The organism is Burkholderia sp. Ac-20379 (genome assembly GCF_017104645.1).
Lineage (GTDB): Bacteria > Pseudomonadota > Gammaproteobacteria > Burkholderiales > Burkholderiaceae > Burkholderia.
Map to the genome: position 1 here is coordinate 15,237 of NZ_JAAGPF010000052.1, position 18,996 is coordinate 34,232.

18 protein-coding genes are annotated in these 18,996 nt (G+C 66.7%); 5 read left to right on the forward strand and 13 right to left on the reverse strand.

The features are described 5' to 3' along the window. Positions 1-23: 23 nt before the first annotated feature. From G3N92_RS09905 to G3N92_RS09920, 4 genes are all read left to right on the forward strand, one after another. The gene (locus G3N92_RS09905; RefSeq protein ID WP_206127283.1) at positions 24-920 is read left to right on the forward strand and encodes an A24 family peptidase; all 897 of its coding nucleotides are present in this window, start codon (positions 24-26) and stop codon (positions 918-920) included. A gap of 4 nt (positions 921-924) precedes the next feature. Beyond that, positions 925-1,533: a dephospho-CoA kinase gene (coaE, locus tag G3N92_RS09910; RefSeq protein WP_206127284.1), complete on the forward strand. Its 609-nt coding sequence runs from the start codon at positions 925-927 to the stop codon at positions 1,531-1,533. A 132-nt stretch (positions 1,534-1,665) separates the two neighbouring features. Continuing rightward, positions 1,666-2,421 (forward strand): cell division protein ZapD, encoded by a 756-nt coding sequence (gene zapD / locus G3N92_RS09915; RefSeq protein ID WP_206127285.1) that lies wholly within the window; start codon positions 1,666-1,668, stop codon positions 2,419-2,421. Between the two features lie 4 nt (positions 2,422-2,425). Further along, positions 2,426-2,623: a DNA gyrase inhibitor YacG gene (locus G3N92_RS09920; RefSeq protein ID WP_206127286.1), complete on the forward strand. Its 198-nt coding sequence runs from the start codon at positions 2,426-2,428 to the stop codon at positions 2,621-2,623. 4 nt (positions 2,624-2,627) lie between these two features. Here G3N92_RS09920 and G3N92_RS09925 read toward each other — a convergent pair whose 3' ends face one another. The 4 genes from G3N92_RS09925 to secA form a co-directional block, all read right to left on the reverse strand. After that, positions 2,628-3,059, reverse strand: coding sequence for an NUDIX domain-containing protein (locus G3N92_RS09925; RefSeq protein ID WP_206127287.1), 432 nt, complete (start codon positions 3,057-3,059; stop codon positions 2,628-2,630). Next, complete coding sequence (locus G3N92_RS09930; protein ID WP_206127288.1) at positions 3,056-3,925, reverse strand: ATP-binding protein; 870 nt, start codon at positions 3,923-3,925, stop codon at positions 3,056-3,058. Before G3N92_RS09930 ends, G3N92_RS09925 begins: the two co-directional genes overlap by 4 nt. A 72-nt stretch (positions 3,926-3,997) precedes the next feature. Then, positions 3,998-5,239 (reverse strand): bifunctional glutamate N-acetyltransferase/amino-acid acetyltransferase ArgJ, encoded by a 1,242-nt coding sequence (argJ, locus tag G3N92_RS09935; protein WP_206127289.1) that lies wholly within the window; start codon positions 5,237-5,239, stop codon positions 3,998-4,000. 173 nt (positions 5,240-5,412) lie between these two features. Then, on the reverse strand, positions 5,413-8,220 hold the full coding sequence (secA, locus tag G3N92_RS09940; RefSeq protein ID WP_206127290.1) for a preprotein translocase subunit SecA: 2,808 nt from the start codon (positions 8,218-8,220) through the stop codon (positions 5,413-5,415). A gap of 377 nt (positions 8,221-8,597) precedes the next feature. On the opposite strand from secA, the gene G3N92_RS09945 reads away from it, so the two are divergent. Then, the gene (locus G3N92_RS09945) at positions 8,598-9,077 is read left to right on the forward strand and encodes a DUF721 domain-containing protein (protein ID WP_206127291.1); all 480 of its coding nucleotides are present in this window, start codon (positions 8,598-8,600) and stop codon (positions 9,075-9,077) included. 88 nt (positions 9,078-9,165) lie between these two features. On the opposite strand, the gene lpxC is transcribed toward G3N92_RS09945, so the two are convergent. From lpxC to ftsW, 9 genes are all read right to left on the reverse strand, one after another. Continuing rightward, positions 9,166-10,083, reverse strand: coding sequence for a UDP-3-O-acyl-N-acetylglucosamine deacetylase (gene lpxC / locus G3N92_RS09950; protein WP_206127292.1), 918 nt, complete (start codon positions 10,081-10,083; stop codon positions 9,166-9,168). A 251-nt stretch (positions 10,084-10,334) separates the two neighbouring features. After that, the gene (locus tag G3N92_RS09955; RefSeq protein WP_206127293.1) at positions 10,335-10,841 is read right to left on the reverse strand and encodes a peroxiredoxin; all 507 of its coding nucleotides are present in this window, start codon (positions 10,839-10,841) and stop codon (positions 10,335-10,337) included. A 176-nt stretch (positions 10,842-11,017) separates the two neighbouring features. Further along, positions 11,018-12,211 carry a cell division protein FtsZ gene (ftsZ, locus tag G3N92_RS09960; protein ID WP_206127300.1) on the reverse strand — a complete coding sequence of 398 codons (1,194 nt, stop codon included), beginning with the start codon at positions 12,209-12,211 and terminating at the stop codon, positions 11,018-11,020. Positions 12,212-12,315: 104 nt separating this feature from the next. Continuing rightward, positions 12,316-13,548 carry a cell division protein FtsA gene (gene ftsA, locus G3N92_RS09965; RefSeq protein WP_206127294.1) on the reverse strand — a complete coding sequence of 411 codons (1,233 nt, stop codon included), beginning with the start codon at positions 13,546-13,548 and terminating at the stop codon, positions 12,316-12,318. A 25-nt stretch (positions 13,549-13,573) separates the two neighbouring features. Continuing rightward, complete coding sequence (locus tag G3N92_RS09970) at positions 13,574-14,326, reverse strand: cell division protein FtsQ/DivIB (protein WP_206127295.1); 753 nt, start codon at positions 14,324-14,326, stop codon at positions 13,574-13,576. A gap of 18 nt (positions 14,327-14,344) precedes the next feature. Next, positions 14,345-15,286, reverse strand: coding sequence for a D-alanine--D-alanine ligase (locus G3N92_RS09975; RefSeq protein WP_206127296.1), 942 nt, complete (start codon positions 15,284-15,286; stop codon positions 14,345-14,347). Position 15,287: 1 nt separating this feature from the next. Next, on the reverse strand, positions 15,288-16,685 hold the full coding sequence (gene murC, locus G3N92_RS09980; protein ID WP_206127297.1) for a UDP-N-acetylmuramate--L-alanine ligase: 1,398 nt from the start codon (positions 16,683-16,685) through the stop codon (positions 15,288-15,290). Further along, positions 16,682-17,785: an undecaprenyldiphospho-muramoylpentapeptide beta-N-acetylglucosaminyltransferase gene (gene murG, locus G3N92_RS09985; protein WP_206127298.1), complete on the reverse strand. Its 1,104-nt coding sequence runs from the start codon at positions 17,783-17,785 to the stop codon at positions 16,682-16,684. Before murG ends, murC begins: the two co-directional genes overlap by 4 nt. Beyond that, positions 17,782-18,996: putative lipid II flippase FtsW (gene ftsW / locus G3N92_RS09990; RefSeq protein WP_206127299.1), on the reverse strand; the 1,215-nt coding region annotated here is incomplete at its 5' end. The genes ftsW and murG, both read right to left, overlap by 4 nt.

Genomic DNA, 18,996 nt, shown 5'->3' on the forward strand with positions numbered 1-18,996 from the left:
CGCTCTCGATTTCCCCGGCTTCGATGAACTCGCTCCTCGCCCTGTCCGATCCCTGGCTTGCGTTCGCCGCGCTGCCGGCAGCTGCTCGCTACGCGTTCGCGGTCGTGATCGGCCTGGTGGTCGGCAGCTTCCTGAACGTCGTCGCGCACCGGCTGCCGGTCATGATGCAGCGCGCCTGGCAAGCCGAACTCGCGCAGGCGACCGGGGCCGATGCCGATGCCGCCCCCGACGACGGGCTGCCGCCGCGCTACGACCTCTGGGCGCCGCGCAGCGCCTGCCCGCATTGCGGCCATGTTCTGCGCGCCTGGGAAAACGTGCCGGTGTTCAGCTATCTCGCCCTGCGCGGGCGCTGTGCTCGATGCCGCACGCCGATCGGCCTGCGCTATCCGCTCGTCGAGCTCGGTTCGGGCCTGCTCGCGGCCGCGTCGCTCCACGTGTTCGGCCCGGCGCCGGCCGCGCTGGCCGCGTTCGCCCTGTGCGCGACGCTGCTGGCCATGAGCCTGATCGACATGAAAACGGGCTATCTACCCGACTCGATGACGCTGCCGCTGTTGTGGGCCGGCCTGATCGTCAACCTGTCGGGCAACTTCGTCGATCTGCGCGAAGCGGTGATCGGCGCGATTGCCGGTTATCTGTTCCTCTGGTGCGTGTTCTGGCTGTTCAAGCTGCTGCGCGGCATCGAAGGCATTGGTTACGGCGATCTGAAGCTGCTGGCCGCGCTCGGCGCGTGGCTCGGCTGGATTGCGCTGCCGCAGGTGCTGCTGATCGCGGCGCTGAGCGGCGCCGCGGTCGGGCTGCTGGCCATGTGGCGCGGTCGCATGCGCTACGAGGAGCCGCTGCCGTTCGGCCCGTTCCTCGCGCTCGGCGGCATCGTCACGCTGCTGCACGGCACGCCCTTCTACCTGGCGCTGGGAGGCTGACCCCATGTTCTCGGTTGGATTGACGGGCGGAATCGGCAGCGGCAAGACCACGGTGGCGAACCGCTTCGGCGAGCGCGGCGCCACGCTGGTGGACACCGACGCCATCGCCCATCGCGTCACGGCGCCGGGCGGCGCCGCCATGGCGCCGATCGCGGCAGCCTTCGGCAGCGAGTTCGTGGCGGCCGACGGCTCGCTCGACCGCGCCCGCATGCGCACGCTCGTGTTCGGCGACGACACCGCGCGCAAGCGCCTCGAAGCCATCACGCATCCGCTGATCCGCGCCGAAACCGAGCGCGAGGCCGCGCTGGCAACCGGCGCCTACGTGATCTTCGTGGTGCCGCTGCTGGTCGAATCGGGAAGCTGGCGCAGCCGCGTCGATCGTGTGCTCGCGATCGATTGCGAGGTGGAAACGCAGATCGCGCGCGTCATGCAGCGTAACGGCTTCGCGCGCGAACAGGTCGAGGCGATCGTCGCGCGTCAGGCCACGCGCGAGGCGCGCCTCGCGGCGGCCGACGACGTGATCGTCAACGAGCAGGCCCCCGATGCCGCGCTCGACGCCCGCATCGATGCGCTGCACGCCCGCTATCTCGCACTCGCTGCATCGAAGTCCTGAGCATTCGCACTTGCGCGCACCGTGCTGGAGCACGCGCAAGCAAGGTCAAAATGGCGCGATTGCGACACCTGACAGTGGGCATTAGAATGGGCGGCAATTCCGGTCCATTTGTCCCAACCTAGGCGAGCGCGCTTGATTCTTTACGAGTATCCGTTCAACGAACGCATCCGCACGTTGCTGCGCCTCGAAGATCTGTTCGAGCGCCTGACGTTCTTTCTCGCGCAGGAAGATCCGAGGGAACATCACGTTGCGCTCACGACGCTGTTCGAAATCGCGGAAGTCGCGGGCCGGGCGGATCTCAAATCGGATCTGATGAAGGAACTGGAGCGCCAGCGGCAAACGCTCGCGCCGTTCCGCGGCAATCCCGGCATCGAGCAGAACGCGCTCGAGGCCGTGCTCGGCGAAATCGAGCAGACGCTCGCGAACCTGAGCCAGATGCAGGGCAAGACCGGCCAGCATCTGCTCGACAACGAATGGCTCAGCAGCATCCGCAGCCGCGCCGTCATCCCGGGCGGCACCTGCAAGTTCGATCTGCCGTCCTACTATGCGTGGCAGCAATGGCCCGCCGAACAGCGGCGCCAGGACATCACGAAGTGGGCAATGCCGATGCTGCCGCTGCGCGATGCGGCGACGATCGTGCTGCGTCTGGCGCGCGAATCGGGCCAGGCGTCGAAAGTGATGGCGATGCAGGGCAGTTACCAGCAGATGCTGTCGGGGCGCAGTTACCAGCTCATGCAGGTGCGCGTGCCGCCCGAACTCCATGTGATCCCCGAAGCCAGCGCCAACAAGTACATGCTGTGGGTGCGCTTCACCGTCCAGGATGGCGACGTCCGGCCGCGCGCGGTCGATATCGACGTGCCGTTCCAGTTGACGCTCTGCAATCTCTGAAATCGTGACTACCGTCGTCAAATGCCCGGCCTGCGGCAAGCCTGTCCGCTGGGTTCCGGAAAGCACCTTCCGCCCGTTTTGCTCGGCCCGTTGCAAGCAGATGGATCTCGGCGCCTGGGCGGCCGAGCGCTATCGGATCGGCAGCACCGACGAACCGTCGTCGGAAGACGAGCCGGACGGCCGCAACGGCCGTCACGACTGATCGCTCAACGCGCGCCGGCTTCCTTGGCCAGCAAGTCGAGCACCGGCAGCGCCGCCGGCAACAGCGGCGCGACCTCGACCGGCAGTTGCTGCCAGACGAACGCCTGCCCTTCGCGGCTGTGCGGCTCGCCATCCCAGCCCGTCACCTTGCAGAAGAACAGCCGCACATAGGCGTGCGGGTAATCGTGTTCGAGCGTGTGCCAGCGATGGCAGGCCGTCACGTGAATGCCGAGTTCCTCGTGCAGTTCGCGCGCGAGCGCGGCTTCGACGCTTTCGCCGGCTTCGAGCTTGCCGCCCGGAAACTCCCAATACCCCTCGTAGGGCTTGCCGGCCGGACGCTGCGCGAGCAAATAGCGGCCGTCGGGCTGCACCAGCACGCCGACGGCCACTTCCGTGACCTTGCGCGGCGCCGCGCCGCCTTCGGCTGCCGTGCTCATGCCGTCTCCTGGCGGCCCGAACGGTCGCGCGCGAACTGCCACGCCACCCGGCCCGAGCGGGAACCGCGTTCGAGCGCCCACACCAGCGCATCGCCGCGCGCCGCTTCGATGTCCGCTTCGCCGCAGCCGAAATGGCGCAGCCAGTGGCCGACGATCGCCAGATAGTCGTCCTGCTTGAACGGATAGAAGCTGACCCACAGGCCGAAACGCTCGGACAGCGAGATCTTCTCCTCCACCACTTCGCCCGGATGAATTTCGCCGTCCGGCAGGTGCTTGTACGACTCGTTGTCGCTCATGTACTCAGGCAGCAGGTGCCGGCGATTCGACGTGGCGTAGATCAGCACGTTGTCGGATTGCGCCGAGATCGAGCCGTCGAGCGCGACCTTGAGCGCCTTGTAGCCCGATTCGCCGTCTTCGAACGAGAGATCGTCGCAGAACACGATGAAGCGCTCGGGCCGTGCCGAGATCAGGTCGACGATGTCGCCGAGATCGTGCAGATCGTCCTTGTCGACTTCGATGAGCCTCAGGCCGTCGGCCGCGAATTCGTTGAGGCAGGCCTTGATCAGCGAGGATTTGCCGGTGCCGCGCGCGCCCGTCAGCAGCACGTTGTTGGCCGGGCGCTTTTGCACGAACTGGCGTGTGTTCTGCTCGATCAGCGCTTTCTGGCGATCGATGTTGTGCAGATCGCCAAGCGAAATCTGCGAAATGGCGGGCACCGCCTGCAAGTAACCGCGGCCCTGGCGCTTGCGCCAGCGGAACGCGTTCGCCGCGGTCCAATCGATGTCGGCGGGCGCCGGCGGCAGCAGGGCTTCAAAGCGGCCGAGCAGCGCTTCGGCGCGGTCGAGAAACTGTTCGAGCTTGTCCATCTGTCTGGGAATCCGGAAATTCAGGAGAGCGGCGCACCGGTGGTGGCACGCCGCACGGCCGGTGGGAACCGATCAGGAGCGGTAGTCGGCGTTGATGCTGACGTAGTCGTGCGAGAGATCGCAGGTCCAGATCGTCGCCGCCGCGTCGCCGCGGCCGAGCAGCACGCGGATCGTGATCTCGCTCTGCTTCATGACGCGCTGGCCGTCCGCTTCCTGATACTCGGGGTTGCGGCCGCCGGCCTTGGCGACCAGCACGTCGTCGAGGTACAGGTCGATCTTGCCCACGTCGAGATCGGCCACGCCCGCGTAGCCGATCGCCGCGAGAATCCGGCCCAGGTTCGGATCCGAAGCGAAGAACGCCGTCTTGACGAGCGGGGAATGGCCGATCGCATAGGCGATCTGGCGGCATTCGGCCACATTCTTGCCGCCTTCGACCTGCACCGTCATGAACTTGGTCGCGCCTTCGCCGTCGCGCACGATCAGCTGCGAGAGCGTTTGGGCCACTTCGGTCACGGCTTCGCGCAGCGCCGCGTAGGCCGGCGAATCGGTCGACGCGATGGCCGGCAGGCTCGACTTGCCCGAGGCGATCAGGATGAAGGAATCGTTGGTCGAGGTGTCGCCGTCGATCGTGATGCAGTTGAACGAGCGGTTCGCCACGTCCTTCACGAGCTGGTCGAGCACGGGCTGAGCGACCGTCGCGTCGAACGCGAGGAAGCCGAGCATGGTCGCCATGTTCGGCTTGATCATGCCGGCGCCCTTGCTGATGCCGGTCAGCGTGACCGTGTGGCCGTCGATCGCAACCTGGCGCGAGGCGGCCTTCGGCAGCGTGTCGGTGGTCATGATGGCCTGTGCGGCATCGAACCAGTTCGCGGCAGCGCGATTGGCCAGCGCGGCGGGCAAGCCGGCCTTCAGGCGGTCGACCGGCAGCGGTTCGAGAATCACGCCGGTCGAGAACGGCAGCACCTGCGACGGCTGCAGGCCGGCCAGGCGGGCCAGTTCGTCGCACGTTGCGCGGGTGGCCGCGAGGCCGGGCTCGCCGGTGCCGGCGTTGGCGTTGCCGGTGTTGACGACCAGCGCACGAATCGCCGGCGCGCCGGCGCTCACGCCCGCCAGGTGCTCGCGGCAGACGATCACGGGCGCCGCGCAGAAGCGGTTCTCGGTGAACACGCCTGCCACCGTCGCGCCTTCCTCGACGGAAATGACGAGCACGTCCTTGCGGTTCGGCTTGCGGATATTCGCTTCCGCCCAGCCGAGCGTGACGCCGGCGATGGGGTGCAATTGCGCGGGATCGATCGAAGGGAAGTTCACAGCCATGGATTCACCTGCCGAAAGGACAATGCCGGCTCCTGCCGGCATTGTTGGATTATTAGGACGAAGCGGCGGCGCGCATCTCTGCGGGCCGCCGCGGATTCATCTTGCAATACGCAAGTGACGAACCGGCGACCGCCGGCGGCATGGATCGCACGCCGCCGCGCCCGCCACCGGCATCAGCTCAGTTTGCCGTGGCACGCCTTGTACTTCTTGCCGCTGCCGCACGGGCAGGGGTCGTTGCGGCCCACGCGCGGCACGTCGCCCACCGGCTGCGCACCGGCCATCGCGTCGCCGACGAGGCCCGCGGTGGCATCGGCAGCCGCTGCCGTCGCAACCGCCGCGCCTGCCGTGGCCGCGCCAGCGTCGCTGAAATCGGCGTGACGAAACTCGACGTGGTCGACGAGCTGGCCGCCCGCTTCCTCGATCTGCTCGGCCGCTTCTTCCAGTTGCTCGGGCGACTGGATCTGCACGTTCATGACGATGCGCGTGACTTCCTGCTTGGTGGCATCGAGCATCGCGGCGAACAGTTCGAACGCTTCGCGCTTGTATTCCTGCTTCGGGTTCTTCTGCGCATAGCCGCGCAGATGGATGCCCTGACGCAGGTGATCGAGCGCGGCGAGATGCTCGCGCCAGAGGCGGTCGAGCGTCTGCAGCATGATCGAGCGCTCGAACGAGCTGAACGCTTCGCGGCCGACCATCGCGACCTTCGCTTCGTAATGCTCGTCGGCCGCCGTGACGACCGCGTCGAGGATCTCGTCGGCGCTGATCGACTGCGATTCGTTGACCATCTCCTGGATCGCCAGATCGAGGCCCCAATCGTTGCGCAGCGCTTCCTCGAGCTCGGGCAGATCCCATTGCTCCTCGATGCTGCCGGCCGGCACGTACTGGTGCGCGATCTCGGCCACCACGCCGTGACGCATCGCGCCGATCGTCTCGGCGATGTCGTTCGCCTCGAGCAGTTCGTTGCGCTGCTGGTAGATCACCTTGCGCTGGTCGTTCGAGACGTCGTCGTATTCGAGCAGTTGCTTGCGAACGTCGAAGTTGCGGGCTTCGACCTTGCGCTGCGCCGATTCGATCGAACGCGTGACGATGCCCGCCTCGATCGCCTCGCCTTCCGGCATCTTCAGACGATCCATGATCGCGCGCACGCGATCGCCGGCGAAGATGCGCAACAGCGGATCGTCGAGCGACAGATAGAAACGCGACGAACCCGGATCGCCCTGACGGCCGGCACGGCCGCGCAGCTGGTTGTCGATCCGGCGCGATTCGTGGCGTTCAGTGCCGATGATGTGCAGGCCGCCTGCCGCCTTGACCTGCTCGTGCAGCGATTCCCACTCGTCGTGCAGCTTCTGGATGCGCGCGGCCTTTTCCTCGGCCGGGATCGAATCGTCGGCTTCGATGAACGAGGCCTGCTTCTCGACGTTGCCGCCGAGCACGATGTCGGTACCGCGACCGGCCATGTTGGTGGCGATCGTGATGCGCTTCGGGCGGCCCGCTTCGGCCACGATCGCCGCTTCGCGCGCGTGCTGCTTCGCGTTCAGCACTTCGTGCGGCAGCCCGGCCTGCTTGAGCAGGTGCGAGAGCAGCTCCGAGTTTTCGATCGAGGTGGTGCCGACCAGCACCGGCTGACCGCGCTCGTAGCAATCGCGGATGTCGCGCGTGACGGCGTCGTAGCGCTCCTTCGCGCTCTTGTAGATCTGATCCTGCTTGTCGATCCGCTTCGGCGGCCGGTTGGTCGGGATCACGACCGTTTCGAGACCGTAGATCTCGTTGAATTCGTACGCTTCGGTGTCGGCCGTGCCGGTCATGCCCGACAGCTTGGCGTACATCCGGAAGTAGTTCTGGAACGTGATCGATGCGAGCGTCTGGTTCTCGCTCTGGATCTTGACGTGTTCCTTGGCCTCGACCGCCTGGTGCAGGCCATCCGACCAGCGGCGGCCCGCCATCAGGCGGCCCGTGAATTCGTCGACGATCACGACTTCGCCGTTCTGCACCACATAGTGCTGATCGATATGGAACAGCGTGTGGGCGCGCAGCGCGGCGTACACGTGGTGCATCAGCGTGATGTTCTGCGGCGCATAGAGGCTTTCGCCCTCGCCGATCAGGCCCCACTCGGCGAGCAGGCGCTCGGCCTTCTCGTGGCCCGCTTCCGTCAGGAACACCTGGCGCGCCTTTTCGTCGAGCGTGTAGTCGCCCGGCTTCTCGACGCCCGTGCCGTCGGCCTTCTCTTCGCCGATCTGGCGTTCGAGCAGCGGCGGCAGCGCGTTCATGCGCACGTAGAGTTCGGTGTGATCCTCGGCCTGGCCCGAGATGATCAGCGGCGTACGCGCCTCGTCGATCAGGATCGAATCCACCTCGTCGACCACCGCGAAGTTCAGCACCCGCTGCACGCGCGCCTCGGTCTCGTAGACCATGTTGTCGCGCAGGTAGTCGAAGCCGAATTCGTTGTTGGTGCCGTAGGTGATGTCGGCGGCGTAGGCCTCGTGCTTCTGCTCGTGCTCCATGCCGGACAGGTTGATACCGACCGACAGACCGAGGAAGTTGTAGAGGCGCGCCATCCATTCGGCGTCGCGCTGGGCGAGGTAATCGTTGACCGTGACGACGTGCACGCCGCGACCCGACAGCGCGTTCAGGTAGACCGGCAGCGTGGCGACGAGCGTCTTGCCTTCGCCGGTGCGCATTTCGGCGATCTTGCCGTAGTGCAGCACCATCCCGCCGATCAACTGCGTGTCGAAGTGGCGCATCTTCAGCACCCGGCGGCTGGCCTCGCGGCACACCGCGAAGGCTTCCGGGAGCACCTTGTCGAGCGATTCGCCGCCCGCGACGCGCTGGCGGAATTCGTCCGTCTTGCCGCGCAACTGGTCGTCCGTCAGCTTCTCGACTTGCGCTTCGAGCGCATTGATCGCCGCGACGGTCTTTTGGTATTGCTTGACGAGCCGCTGATTGCGGCTGCCAAAAATCTTCTGGAGAAAACCGGTTGTCATCGGATCGGATCTGCGTCGCAGCAACGGCCCCGGAGCAGAAATGGCGCCAGCCCCGGCGCGCCGAGCCTTGGCGGCTTAGCGTATGAGTGAATGCAAACAGGCAATTTTAGCACGCGCATTTGGGCAAGCCGGTGTCGCTCCGGTATGGACTTTGCACGGGCAATCCGCCGGCCGGGCCGCGAACGGCCCGCACCGGCTCCGTTCCCGATATGCGGCCGGACCAGGGCCACATCAAGAGGCGCGCCGAAACGGCGCGCACGGCACGTCCGGCGCAACGATCCGGCCCTTTCCCGCGGCATGAGGGCACGGCCATTCGGTAGAGAGCCTGCGCGGTACAATCCGGGCATCGCTTGTTACCGCCCCGCCCCACGCTCTTCATGAACCGCCCCCCGAGGTACCTCCGTTCGTCCAGCTTCGCACGCGCGCAGGTGGCCGCCGACGTGCTCAAGCGCACCGACGCGTTCGCCGCGCTGCGGGCCGGCGTCGAGCAGGTCGCCTCGCTGCAGCGCGATCTGCGCGCGCTGCTGCCCGACTACCTGGCCAGTCACGTTGATCCCGGTTCGATCAAGGACGGCACGCTGACGCTGTTCGCGGCCCACAACGCGCTGGCCGCACGCTTGCGGCAAGTCGCGCCGCGCCTGGTGGCGGACTTGCAGGCGCGCGGCTGGAACGTGGCGACGCTGAAGGTGCGCGTGCGCCCGAAGGACGCCCCGGAGCCGGTACGCGTCAAACAGGCGCGCATGACGCCGGTCGGCGCGGACGCGCTGCGCAATCTGGCCGACACGCTGCCGCCGTCGCCGTTGCAGGATGCGCTCGCGAAAATGGCCGCGCGCCATACGAAGAAGCCGGTGCGCTGAACGCGCCCGGCCCGAGCAGGAAAAGAAAAAGGCAGCCCGAGGGCTGCCTTTTTACCGAATCGATGACGCTTCGCTCAGCGCTCAGCGCTCAGGCGAAGGCCGTTTGCGCGTCGAACGCGAAGCCGCGCGGCGCGGCCTTCAGATCGTCGAACGTGACCATCTCGTACGCATCTTCGTGCGCGAGCAGCTCGCGCAACAGCGCGTTGTTCAGCCCGTGCCCCGACTTGTATGCCGTGTAGGACGCCAGCAGCGGATGGCCGACCACATACAGATCGCCGATCGCGTCGAGCATCTTGTGCTTCACGAATTCGTCGTCGTAGCGCAGTCCGTCGTTGTTGAGGATGCGGTATTCGTCGAGCACGATCGCGTTGTCCATGCTGCCGCCGCGCGCCAGGCCGAGCTCGCGCATCATTTCGACTTCGTGGGCGAAGCCGAACGTGCGGGCCCGCGCGATTTCGCGGACATAGGACGTATTGGCGAAGTCGACCTCCAACTCCTGCCCCGTCTTGTCGACGGCCGGATGACGGAAATCGATCGTGAACTTGAGCTTGAAACCGAAGAACGGATCGAGGCGTGCGAATTTGTCGCCGTCGCGCACTTCCATCGTGCGCTTGACCTTGATGAAGCGCTTCGGCGTGCCCTGCTCCTCGATACCGGCCGACTGGATCAGGAACACGAACGACGAGGCGCTGCCGTCCATGATCGGGATTTCCTCGGCCGTCACGTCGACGTAGAGGTTGTCGACGCCGAGGCCCGCGCAGGCCGACATCAGATGCTCGATCGTCGACACGCGCGCGCCATCCTTCTGCAGCACCGATGCGAGCCGCGTGTCGCCGATCGCCATGGCGTTGGCCGGGATCTCGACCGGCGTGGCCAGATCAACGCGCGTGAAGACAATGCCCGTGCCCGGCGCGGCCGGACGGAGCGTCAGTTCGACCTTGCGGCCCGAGTGGAGGCCGATGCCGACGGTCTTCACGATCGATTTGATGGTTCGCTGCTTCAACATGGCGTTGTGCTTCTTGATTGAAGTTATCAATCAGTACTTTTATTCGATAGGCGAGAGTATAGCGCAAATCGACAGGCGGCGTTGAGCCGATTGTCGTATCAACTGTTTCTGCACGTTACCCTCGCAAGGCCCGTGCAGGTCAAGAAAGACGGGCCGACGCCCGGAACGGAGGCGTTCCCGGACGTCGGCCCGTGTTGCGGCACCCTGTTATTGCGACGCGTTGCCGCGACGCAACGTTCGGCGAGAAACGCTCAGCGCTTCGCCGCCGCCAGGATGCTTGCCGCGTCGCTGACTTCGAACTTGCCCGGCGCCTCGACGGCCAGCGTCTTGACCACGCCGTCGTCGATCACCATCGCGTAGCGCTGGGAACGAATCCCCATGCCGCGCGCGGACAAATCCTGCGTAAGCCCCAGTGCATGAGTGAAGGCTGCGCTGCCGTCCGCGATCATGCGCACCTTGCCCGAGGTGTGCTGATCCCGTCCCCAAGCGCCCATCACGAATGCGTCGTTGACGGACACGCACCAGATTTCGTCGATGCCGGCCGCGCCGAACGCGTCGGCGGCCTCGACATAACCGGGCACGTGCTTCGCCGAACAGGTCGGCGTGAACGCGCCCGGCAATCCGAAGATCACCACGCGCTTGCCCGCCGTCTGTTCGCGCACGCTCAGCGCATTCGGCCCGAGCGTGCAGCCCTCGCGCGCTTCGTCGACGAATTCGAAGACTTGTGCGTCGGGCAGCGTGTCGCCTGCTTGAATCATGACTGGTCCTTCATTGCGATGCGGTTGCGGGTTCGGTTACGGACAGCACGGCCCGTTCCGCCTCGAGATTGCGAGGCGGGCGATTGGCCCGGCCCGGCGTCGCCAGCGACGCGGCCTGTGTCGATCCGTTCCACCCGTCACGTCGGCTGGCCGCGCGAGCGGCCCGCCTGCCCGTGTCAGTCTGCCTGCTTGCGCAGGAACGCCGGAATGTCGTACGTGTCGACGCCCTTTTCCTGCAGCGCCTGCACGTGCGAAGCCGCCGTTTCACGCGAATTGCGCCAGACGGCCGGCGTATCCAGCGAGCCGTAGTCTGCCGTGTTCACGTTGGCCGGTGCGTAGCTGTGGCCCACGGCTGCGATCGGCTGGTTGTCCGTACCCGTGCGCAGCAGCGTCATCGGCGTGGCCTGCTGCTTCTTCGCGGCGCGGCCGAGGCCCGTCGCAACCACCGTCACGCGCAGCGCATCGCCCATCGCGTCATCGTACACGGCACCGAAGATCACCGTGGCGTCTTCCGCCGCGTAGCTCTTGATGGTGTTCATGACTTCACGCGTTTCCGACAGACGCAGCGAGCGGCTCGACGTGATGTTGACGAGCACGCCGCGCGCGCCCGACAGATCGACGCCTTCGAGCAGCGGGCTGGCCACGGCCTGCTCGGCAGCCAGGCGCGCGCGATCGACGCCGGCCACCGTGGCCGTGCCCATCATCGCCTTGCCCTGCTCGCCCATCACCGTCTTCACGTCTTCGAAGTCGACGTTCACGAGGCCGTCGACATTGATGATTTCGGCGATGCCAGCCACTGCGTTGTTCAGGACGTCGTCGGCGCACTGGAAGCACTTGTCCATCTCGGCGTCGTCGCCCATCACGTCGAACAGCTTGTCGTTGAGCACGACGATCAGCGAATCGACGTGATCCTCGAGCTGCTGCGCGCCCGCTTCGGCGACGCGCATGCGCTTGCCGCCTTCGAATTCGAACGGCTTGCTGACGACACCCACCGTCAGAATGCCCATTTCCTTGGCGATCTGCGCGACCACGGGCGCGGCGCCCGTACCCGTGCCGCCGCCCATGCCGGCGGTGATGAACACCATGTGCGCGCCACGCAGCGAATCGGCGATGCGTTCGCGCGCTTCTTCAGCGGCGGCACGGCCCATGTCCGGCTTCGCGCCGGCGCCGAGGCCGGTGTTGCCGAGCTGGATCACGTTCGGTGCGCGCGAACGCGACAGCGCCTGCGCGTCGGTGTTCATGACGACGAAATCGACGCCCTGCACGCCGCGGTTGATCATGTGCGAAACGGCGTTGCCGCCCGCGCCACCGACCCCGATCACCTTGATGATGGTGCCGTTGGTCTCGGTTTCCAGCATTTGGAATTCCATTGTTGCCTCCGTCAAGAAAGATAAATCTGCTCGGCCGTTATTCGGCAGGAGATCGGGCAACCCCCTGTCCGCGCGTCAGCCGCCGGCACCGACGCTTGAATTCGTCAGAAATTGCTCAGGAACCAGTCTTTCATCCGCGTGAAGATCTGGCCCGCCGAGCCGGACTGCACGGCCACCTTGCGGCCGCGCATCCGCTGTGCGCTACCTTCGACGAGCAGGCCCATCGCCGTGGAGTAGCGCGGATTGCGCACCACGTCGGCCAGGCCGCCCGCATATTCCGGCGCGCCGATGCGCACCGGTTTCAGGAAAATGTCCTCGCCCAGTTCGACCATGCCGGGCATCATCGCAGCCCCGCCGGTCAGCACCACACCGGAACTGAGTAACTCTTCGTAACCCGACTCGCGCACGACTTGTTGCACGAGCGAGAACAGTTCTTCCACGCGCGGTTCGATCACCGCCGCCAGCGCCTGGCGCGACAGCGTGCGCGGGCCGCGCTCGCCGAGCCCCGGCACTTCGACCATCTCGTCCGGATCGGCCAGCGCCTGCTTGGCGATGCCGCAACTGACCTTGATGTCTTCCGCGTCGGGTGTCGGCGTGCGCAGCGCCATCGCGATGTCGCTCGTGATCTGGTCGCCCGCGATCGGGATCACCGCAGTGTGGCGGATCGCGCCTTCCGCGAAGATCGCGATGTCGGTCGTGCCGCCGCCGATGTCGACCAGCACCACGCCGAGATCCTTCTCGTCTTCCGTCAGCACCGCCAGCGACGACGCCAGCGGCTGCAGGATCAGGTCGTTCACTTCCAGGCCGCAACGGCGCACGCACTTGACGATGTTCTGCGCGGCGCTGACCGCGCCCGTCACGATGTGCACCTTCACTTCGAGGCGGATCCCGCTCATCCCGATCGGCTCGCGCACATCTTCCTGGCCATCGATGATGAATTCCTGCGTCAGGATGTGCAGCACCTGCTGATCGGTCGGGATGTTGATCGCCTTCGCCGTCTCGATCACGCGGGCCACGTCCGTCTGCGTGACTTCCTTCTCCTTGATCGCGACCATCCCGCTCGAATTGAAGCTGCGGATGTGGCTGCCGGCGATCCCCGTGAAGACGTTGGTGATCTTGCAGTCGGCCATCAGTTCGGCCTCCTCCAGCGCGCGCTGGATGGACTGCACCGTGGCCTCGATGTTCACCACGACGCCTTTCTTGAGACCTTTCGATTCGCTCTGGCCGAGGCCGATGACCTCGTAGTGGCCCTCGCCCTTCAGCTCGGCGACGACGGCCACGACCTTCGACGTGCCGATGTCGAGGGCAACCAGCAGATCTTTGTAGTCTTTGCTCATAAGTGCTCTTGCGTGTGATGTCCTGTTACTTCTTGCCCTTGTCGGTATCGCTCAGGAACCGCATGTTCGCCGCCCGGATTGCGAATCCGTTCGGATAGCGCAGATCCGCATACTCGATATCGCTGCCCCAGCGCTGCGAAACGGCCGGCCAGGCCGCCACCAGCCGCTGCGCGCGGTCCGGCAGCGTATCGGCGTTGCGCTCGCGCCCGAATTCGATTTCCATGCCGTTCGCCAGCTTGACCGTCCAGGCGTAGCGCGACGACAGCGTCACTTCCTCCGGCTCCGAATTGAGCGGCGCGAGCCACTTCGAGAAGTCGTGATAGCGCTGCACGACTTCCTTCGCGCTGCCGTCCGGGCCGTCGAACGCGGGCAGATCCTCGTCCAGCTCGCCCTGGTTCGCCGTGAACAGCTCGCCGTCGGTGCTGACCAGTTGATCGCTGCCCCAGGTGCCGAGCGGTTTGTACTCTTCCAGCGTGACGGCCAACGCATTGGGCCAAACCCGCCGTACGCTCGCGTGACGCACCCACGGCATCTGCTCGAACGCCACCCGCGCGGTGTCGAGATCGACCGTGAAGTAATTGCCCTTCAACCGCCCGACCACGCTGGCCCGCACCGTCGGCGAGTTGATGTGATCGGTGTCGCCGTCGATCAGGATCGTCCGCAACGCGAACGCCGGGCGCTGAATCAGCCAGTAGCAGCCCGCCGCCGTGCAACCGAGCAGCAGCAGCGCGTAAAGCGCGCTGGCCGCGAAGTTGAGTTGGCGAACGTTGTTCCACATGTTGCGTTCCGTATCCCGTCAGTCGTCGAGCGTCATCGACAGCACCTTCACCACCAGCTCCGAATAGCCGATGCCGACCGCGCGCGCCGCCTTCGGCGGCAGCGAGTGATCGGTCATGCCCGGCGCCGTGTTCACTTCGAGGAAGTACGGCTTGCCGGCCGCATCCAGCATGAAATCGGCGCGGCCCCAATCGGTGCAGCCCAGCACGTCGAACGCGCGGCGTGCGAGCCGCTTGAATTCGGCCTCCTGGTCCGCCGCGATGCCGCAGGGGATCAGGTATTGCGTGTCGTCGGCCACGTACTTCGCGTGATAGTCGTAGAACTCGCCGGCCGGCACGATGCGGATCACCGGCAGATCGAGATCGCCCGCGATGCACGCCGTGTACTCGCCGCCGCCTTCGATGCTCTGCTCGACCAGCACGATCTTGTCGTGCCTGGCGGCTTCCTCGATCGCGGCCGGCAGCGCGGCGGCGTCCTTCACCTTGATCACGGCCACGCTCGAGCCTTCGCTGGCCGGCTTGACGAACAGCGGCAGGCCGAGCTTCGCGACGATTTCGGGCGCGCGCCGCGCGACGTCGTCGCCGCGCATCACGGTTTCGAACGCCGGGGTGGGCACGCCGGTTTGCTGCCACACCAGCTTGGTGCGGAACTTGTCGAGGCCGAGCGCCGAGCCCAGCACGCCGGTGCCGGTGTAGCGAATGCCGTAGAAATCGAGCGCGCCCTGAATCTGGCCGTTCTCGCCGTAGCCGCCGTGCAGCGCGTTGAACGCGCGCACGAAGCCTTCGTCCTTCAGCGCGGCCAGCGGCCGTTCTGCCGGGTCGAACGGATGCGCGTCGATGCCCGCCTCGCGCAGGCCCTGCAGCACCAGCCGGCCCGAATTCAGCGACACCTCGCGCTCGGCGGACACGCCGCCGAACAGTACCGCCACCTTGCCGAAACGTTTCGGATCGATCCCGCTCATGTCATCCCTTCTGTTGCTGTTGCTGCGCGATCCGGCCCGGCACCGCGCCGATCGAACCCGCGCCCATCGTGATCACCACATCGCCCGCGCGCGCCACCTGGGCCAGCGCGGCCGGCAATTCGTCCACCGTCGCGACGAATGCCGGATCGACCCGGCCGATCGCCCGCAGCGCGCGCGACAGCGCCTCGCCGCTCGCGGTCGGAATCGCGGCCTCGCCGGCCGCGTACACCTCGGTCAGCACCAGCGCGTCGACGGTCGACAGCACGTTGACGAAATCCTCGAAGCAGTCGCGCGTGCGCGTGTAGCGGTGCGGCTGGAACGCCAGCACGAGGCGGCGGCCCGGAAACGCGCCGCGCGCGGCGGCGATGGTGGCCGCCATCTCGACCGGATGGTGGCCGTAGTCGTCGATCAGCGTGTAGCTGCCGCCGTCCGCCGCGGCCACTTCGCCATAGCGCTGGAAGCGCCGGCCGACGCCGTTGAATTCGGCGAGCGCCTGCTGGATCGCGGCATCGGACACGCCCAGATCGGTCGCGATCGCGATCGCGGCGAGCGCATTCTGCACGTTGTGCAGGCCCGGCAGGTTCAGCACCACGGGCAGCGGCGCGCGGCCTTCGCGGATCACCGTGAAATGCATGCGGCCGTCGCGCGCGTCGACCTGTTCGGCGCGCACCTGCGCATCGGCCGACAGCCCGTAGCCGACCACCGGCTTCGAGATGAACGGCAGGATCTGGCGCACGTTCGGATCGTCGACGCACACCACGGCGCTGCCGTAGAACGGCAGCTTCTGCGTGAATTCGATGAAGGCCTGCTTCAGGCGCGCGAAATCGTGCCCGTAGGTATCCATGTGATCTTCATCGATGTTCGTGATGACTTCGATGACGGGATACAGGTTCAGGAACGACGCGTCCGATTCGTCCGCCTCGGCGACGATGAAATCGCCCGAGCCGAGCCGCGCGTTGGCGCCGGCGCTGATCAGGCGGCCGCCGATCACGAAGGTCGGATCCAACCCGCCCGCGGCCAACACGCTGGCGACGAGGCTGGTGGTGGTGGTCTTGCCGTGGGTGCCGGCGATCGCGATGCCCTGCTTGAGGCGCATCAGTTCGGCCAGCATGACGGCGCGCGGCACGATCGGCACGCGCAACTGGCGCGCGGCCAGCACTTCGGGATTGTCGGAGCGCACGGCGGTGGAGACCACCACGGCGTTCGCGCCCTCGATGTTGGCGGCATCGTGGCCGATCGCGACGCGCGCGCCCAGCGCCTCGAGGCGCTCGGTCACGGCGTTGCGCGACAGATCGGAGCCGCTGACCTGGTAACCCAGGTTGACGAGCACTTCGGCGATGCCGCTCATGCCCGCGCCGCCGATGCCGACGAAATGGATGTGTTTGACGATGTGTTTCATTGCTTCGATTCCAGGTTCGCGCCCGCGACTTGCGCGCACACGCGCGCGACCACGTCGGTGGCATCGGGCTTCGCGAGGGAGCGCGAACGTTCGGCCATCCCAGCCAGCGAGGCGCGGGTCTGGCCACGCAGCCAGTCGGCCAGACGCTCGGCCGACAGATCGCGTTGTTGCATCAGCACTGCCGCGCCCTGATCGGCGAGGAAGGCGGCATTGGTCGTTTGATGATCGTCGACGGCGTGGGGGAACGGCACGAACAGCGCCGCCACGCCCACCGCGGCGATCTCGGAGACGGTCATCGCGCCCGAGCGGCAGATCACCAGATCGGCGTTCGCGTAGGCGGCGGCCATGTCGTCGATGAACGGCAGCAGCGCGACATCCTGGCCGGCCGCGAGGCCCGCCGAGTCGTAGTTCGCCCGCAGCGCGTCGATGTGCTTCGCGCCGGCCTGATGCACGACCTGCGGCCGCGCGTCGGGCGCGAGCAGCGCGAGCGCGCGCGGCACGACTTCGTTGAGCGCCGCGGCGCCGAGGCTGCCGCCCACCACCAGCACGCGCAGCGCGCCGGTGCGCGCGGCGTAGCGCACCGCAGGCGGCTCGGTGTGCGTGAGCTCGTCGCGGATCGGGTTGCCCGTCCATTCGGCGTTCGGCAGCGCGCCCGGGAATGCCACCAGCACACGCCGGGCCAGCTTCGACAGCACCTTGTTGGCCAGGCCGCCGATCGAATTCTGTTCGTGCAGCACGAGCGGACGGCCCGTGAGCGCCGTCATCACGCCCGCCGGAAACGTGATGTAACCGCCCATGCCGAGCACCACGTCGGGCCGCACCCGGCGCAGCGCACCGAGGCTCTGCGCGCAAGCGCGCAGCAGGTTCAGCGGCAGCGTCAGCTTGGTCTTCAGCCCCTTGCCGCGCAGGCCGCCGAAACGCACCGGCTCCATCGCGATGCCGTGCTTCGGCACCAGCGTGGCTTCCATCCCGGCCGGATTGCCGAGCCATACGACACGCCAGCCCTGCGCTTCCATCCGATGGGCGACCGCCAGCCCCGGGAACACGTGGCCCCCGGTGCCGCCTGCCATCACCATCAGCGTGCGCTGCCGTGCGGTCATATCTTGCCTCCGCGCATCAGCACCCGGTTTTCGTAATCCACACGCAGCAGCACGGCCAGCGACACGCAGTTGAGCAGGATGCCCGAGCCGCCGTAGCTGACGAGCGGCAGCGTCAGGCCCTTGGTCGGCAGCAGGCCGAGGTTCACGCCCATGTTGATGAAGGTCTGCGCGCCGAACCAGAGGCCGATGCCCTTGGCCATCAGGCCCGCGAACGTGCGGTCGAGCGCGAGCGCCTGACGGCCGATCTCGAACGCGCGGCGCACGATCCAGTAGAACAACAGGATCACCACCAGCACGCCGACGAAGCCGAGTTCCTCGCCGATCACGGCGAGGATGAAGTCGGTATGCGCTTCGGGCAGGTAATTGAGCTTTTCGACGCTGCCGCCGAGCCCGACGCCGAACCATTCGCCGCGGCCGAACGCGATCAGCGAGTGCGTGAGCTGATAAGCCTTGCCTTGCGCGTAACGCTCGTCCCACGGATCAAGGTAGGCGAAGATCCGCTCGCGGCGCCACGGCGACGCCCACACCAGCATCGTGAAGGTGCCCACCGCGGTGGCCACCAGGCCGCCGAACAGCTTGCCGTTCACGCCGCCGAGGAACAGCACGCCCATCGCGATCGCGGCGACCACCATGAACGCGCCCATGTCCGGCTCGAGCAGCAGCAGCATGCCGACCAGGCCGACCGCGGCCGCCATCGGCATGAAGCCCTTGGCGAAGCTCTGCATGTATTCCTGCTTGCGCACCGTGTAGTTCGCGGCGTAGATCGTCACCGCGAGCTTCATGATTTCCGACGGCTGCATGTTCGTGATGCCGAGCGGAATCCAGCGGCGCGCGCCGTTCACGCCCTTGCCGATGTGCGGGATCAGCACCACCACGAGCGCGACCAGCGCCAGCAGGAACAGGTGCGGCGCGTATTTGTCCCAGGTCGCGATCGGCACGCGGAACGCGAACACGGCCACGACGAGCGCAACCGTCAGCGAAATGCAGTGGCGCATCAGGAACGCATAGTCGCGATAGGCCGCGTATTTCGGCGAATCGGGCATCGCGATGGAAGCCGAATAGACCATCACCACGCCGAGGCCGAGCAGCGCGATCGCCACCCACATCAGCGAGTAGTCGAAATCGAGCATGCGCGAACGGGTCGGGCGCACGCCGCCGAGGCCGCCGGCAAAGCCGCCGGCCGACGGGGCGCCGCGCGTGGCCGGGCGTGC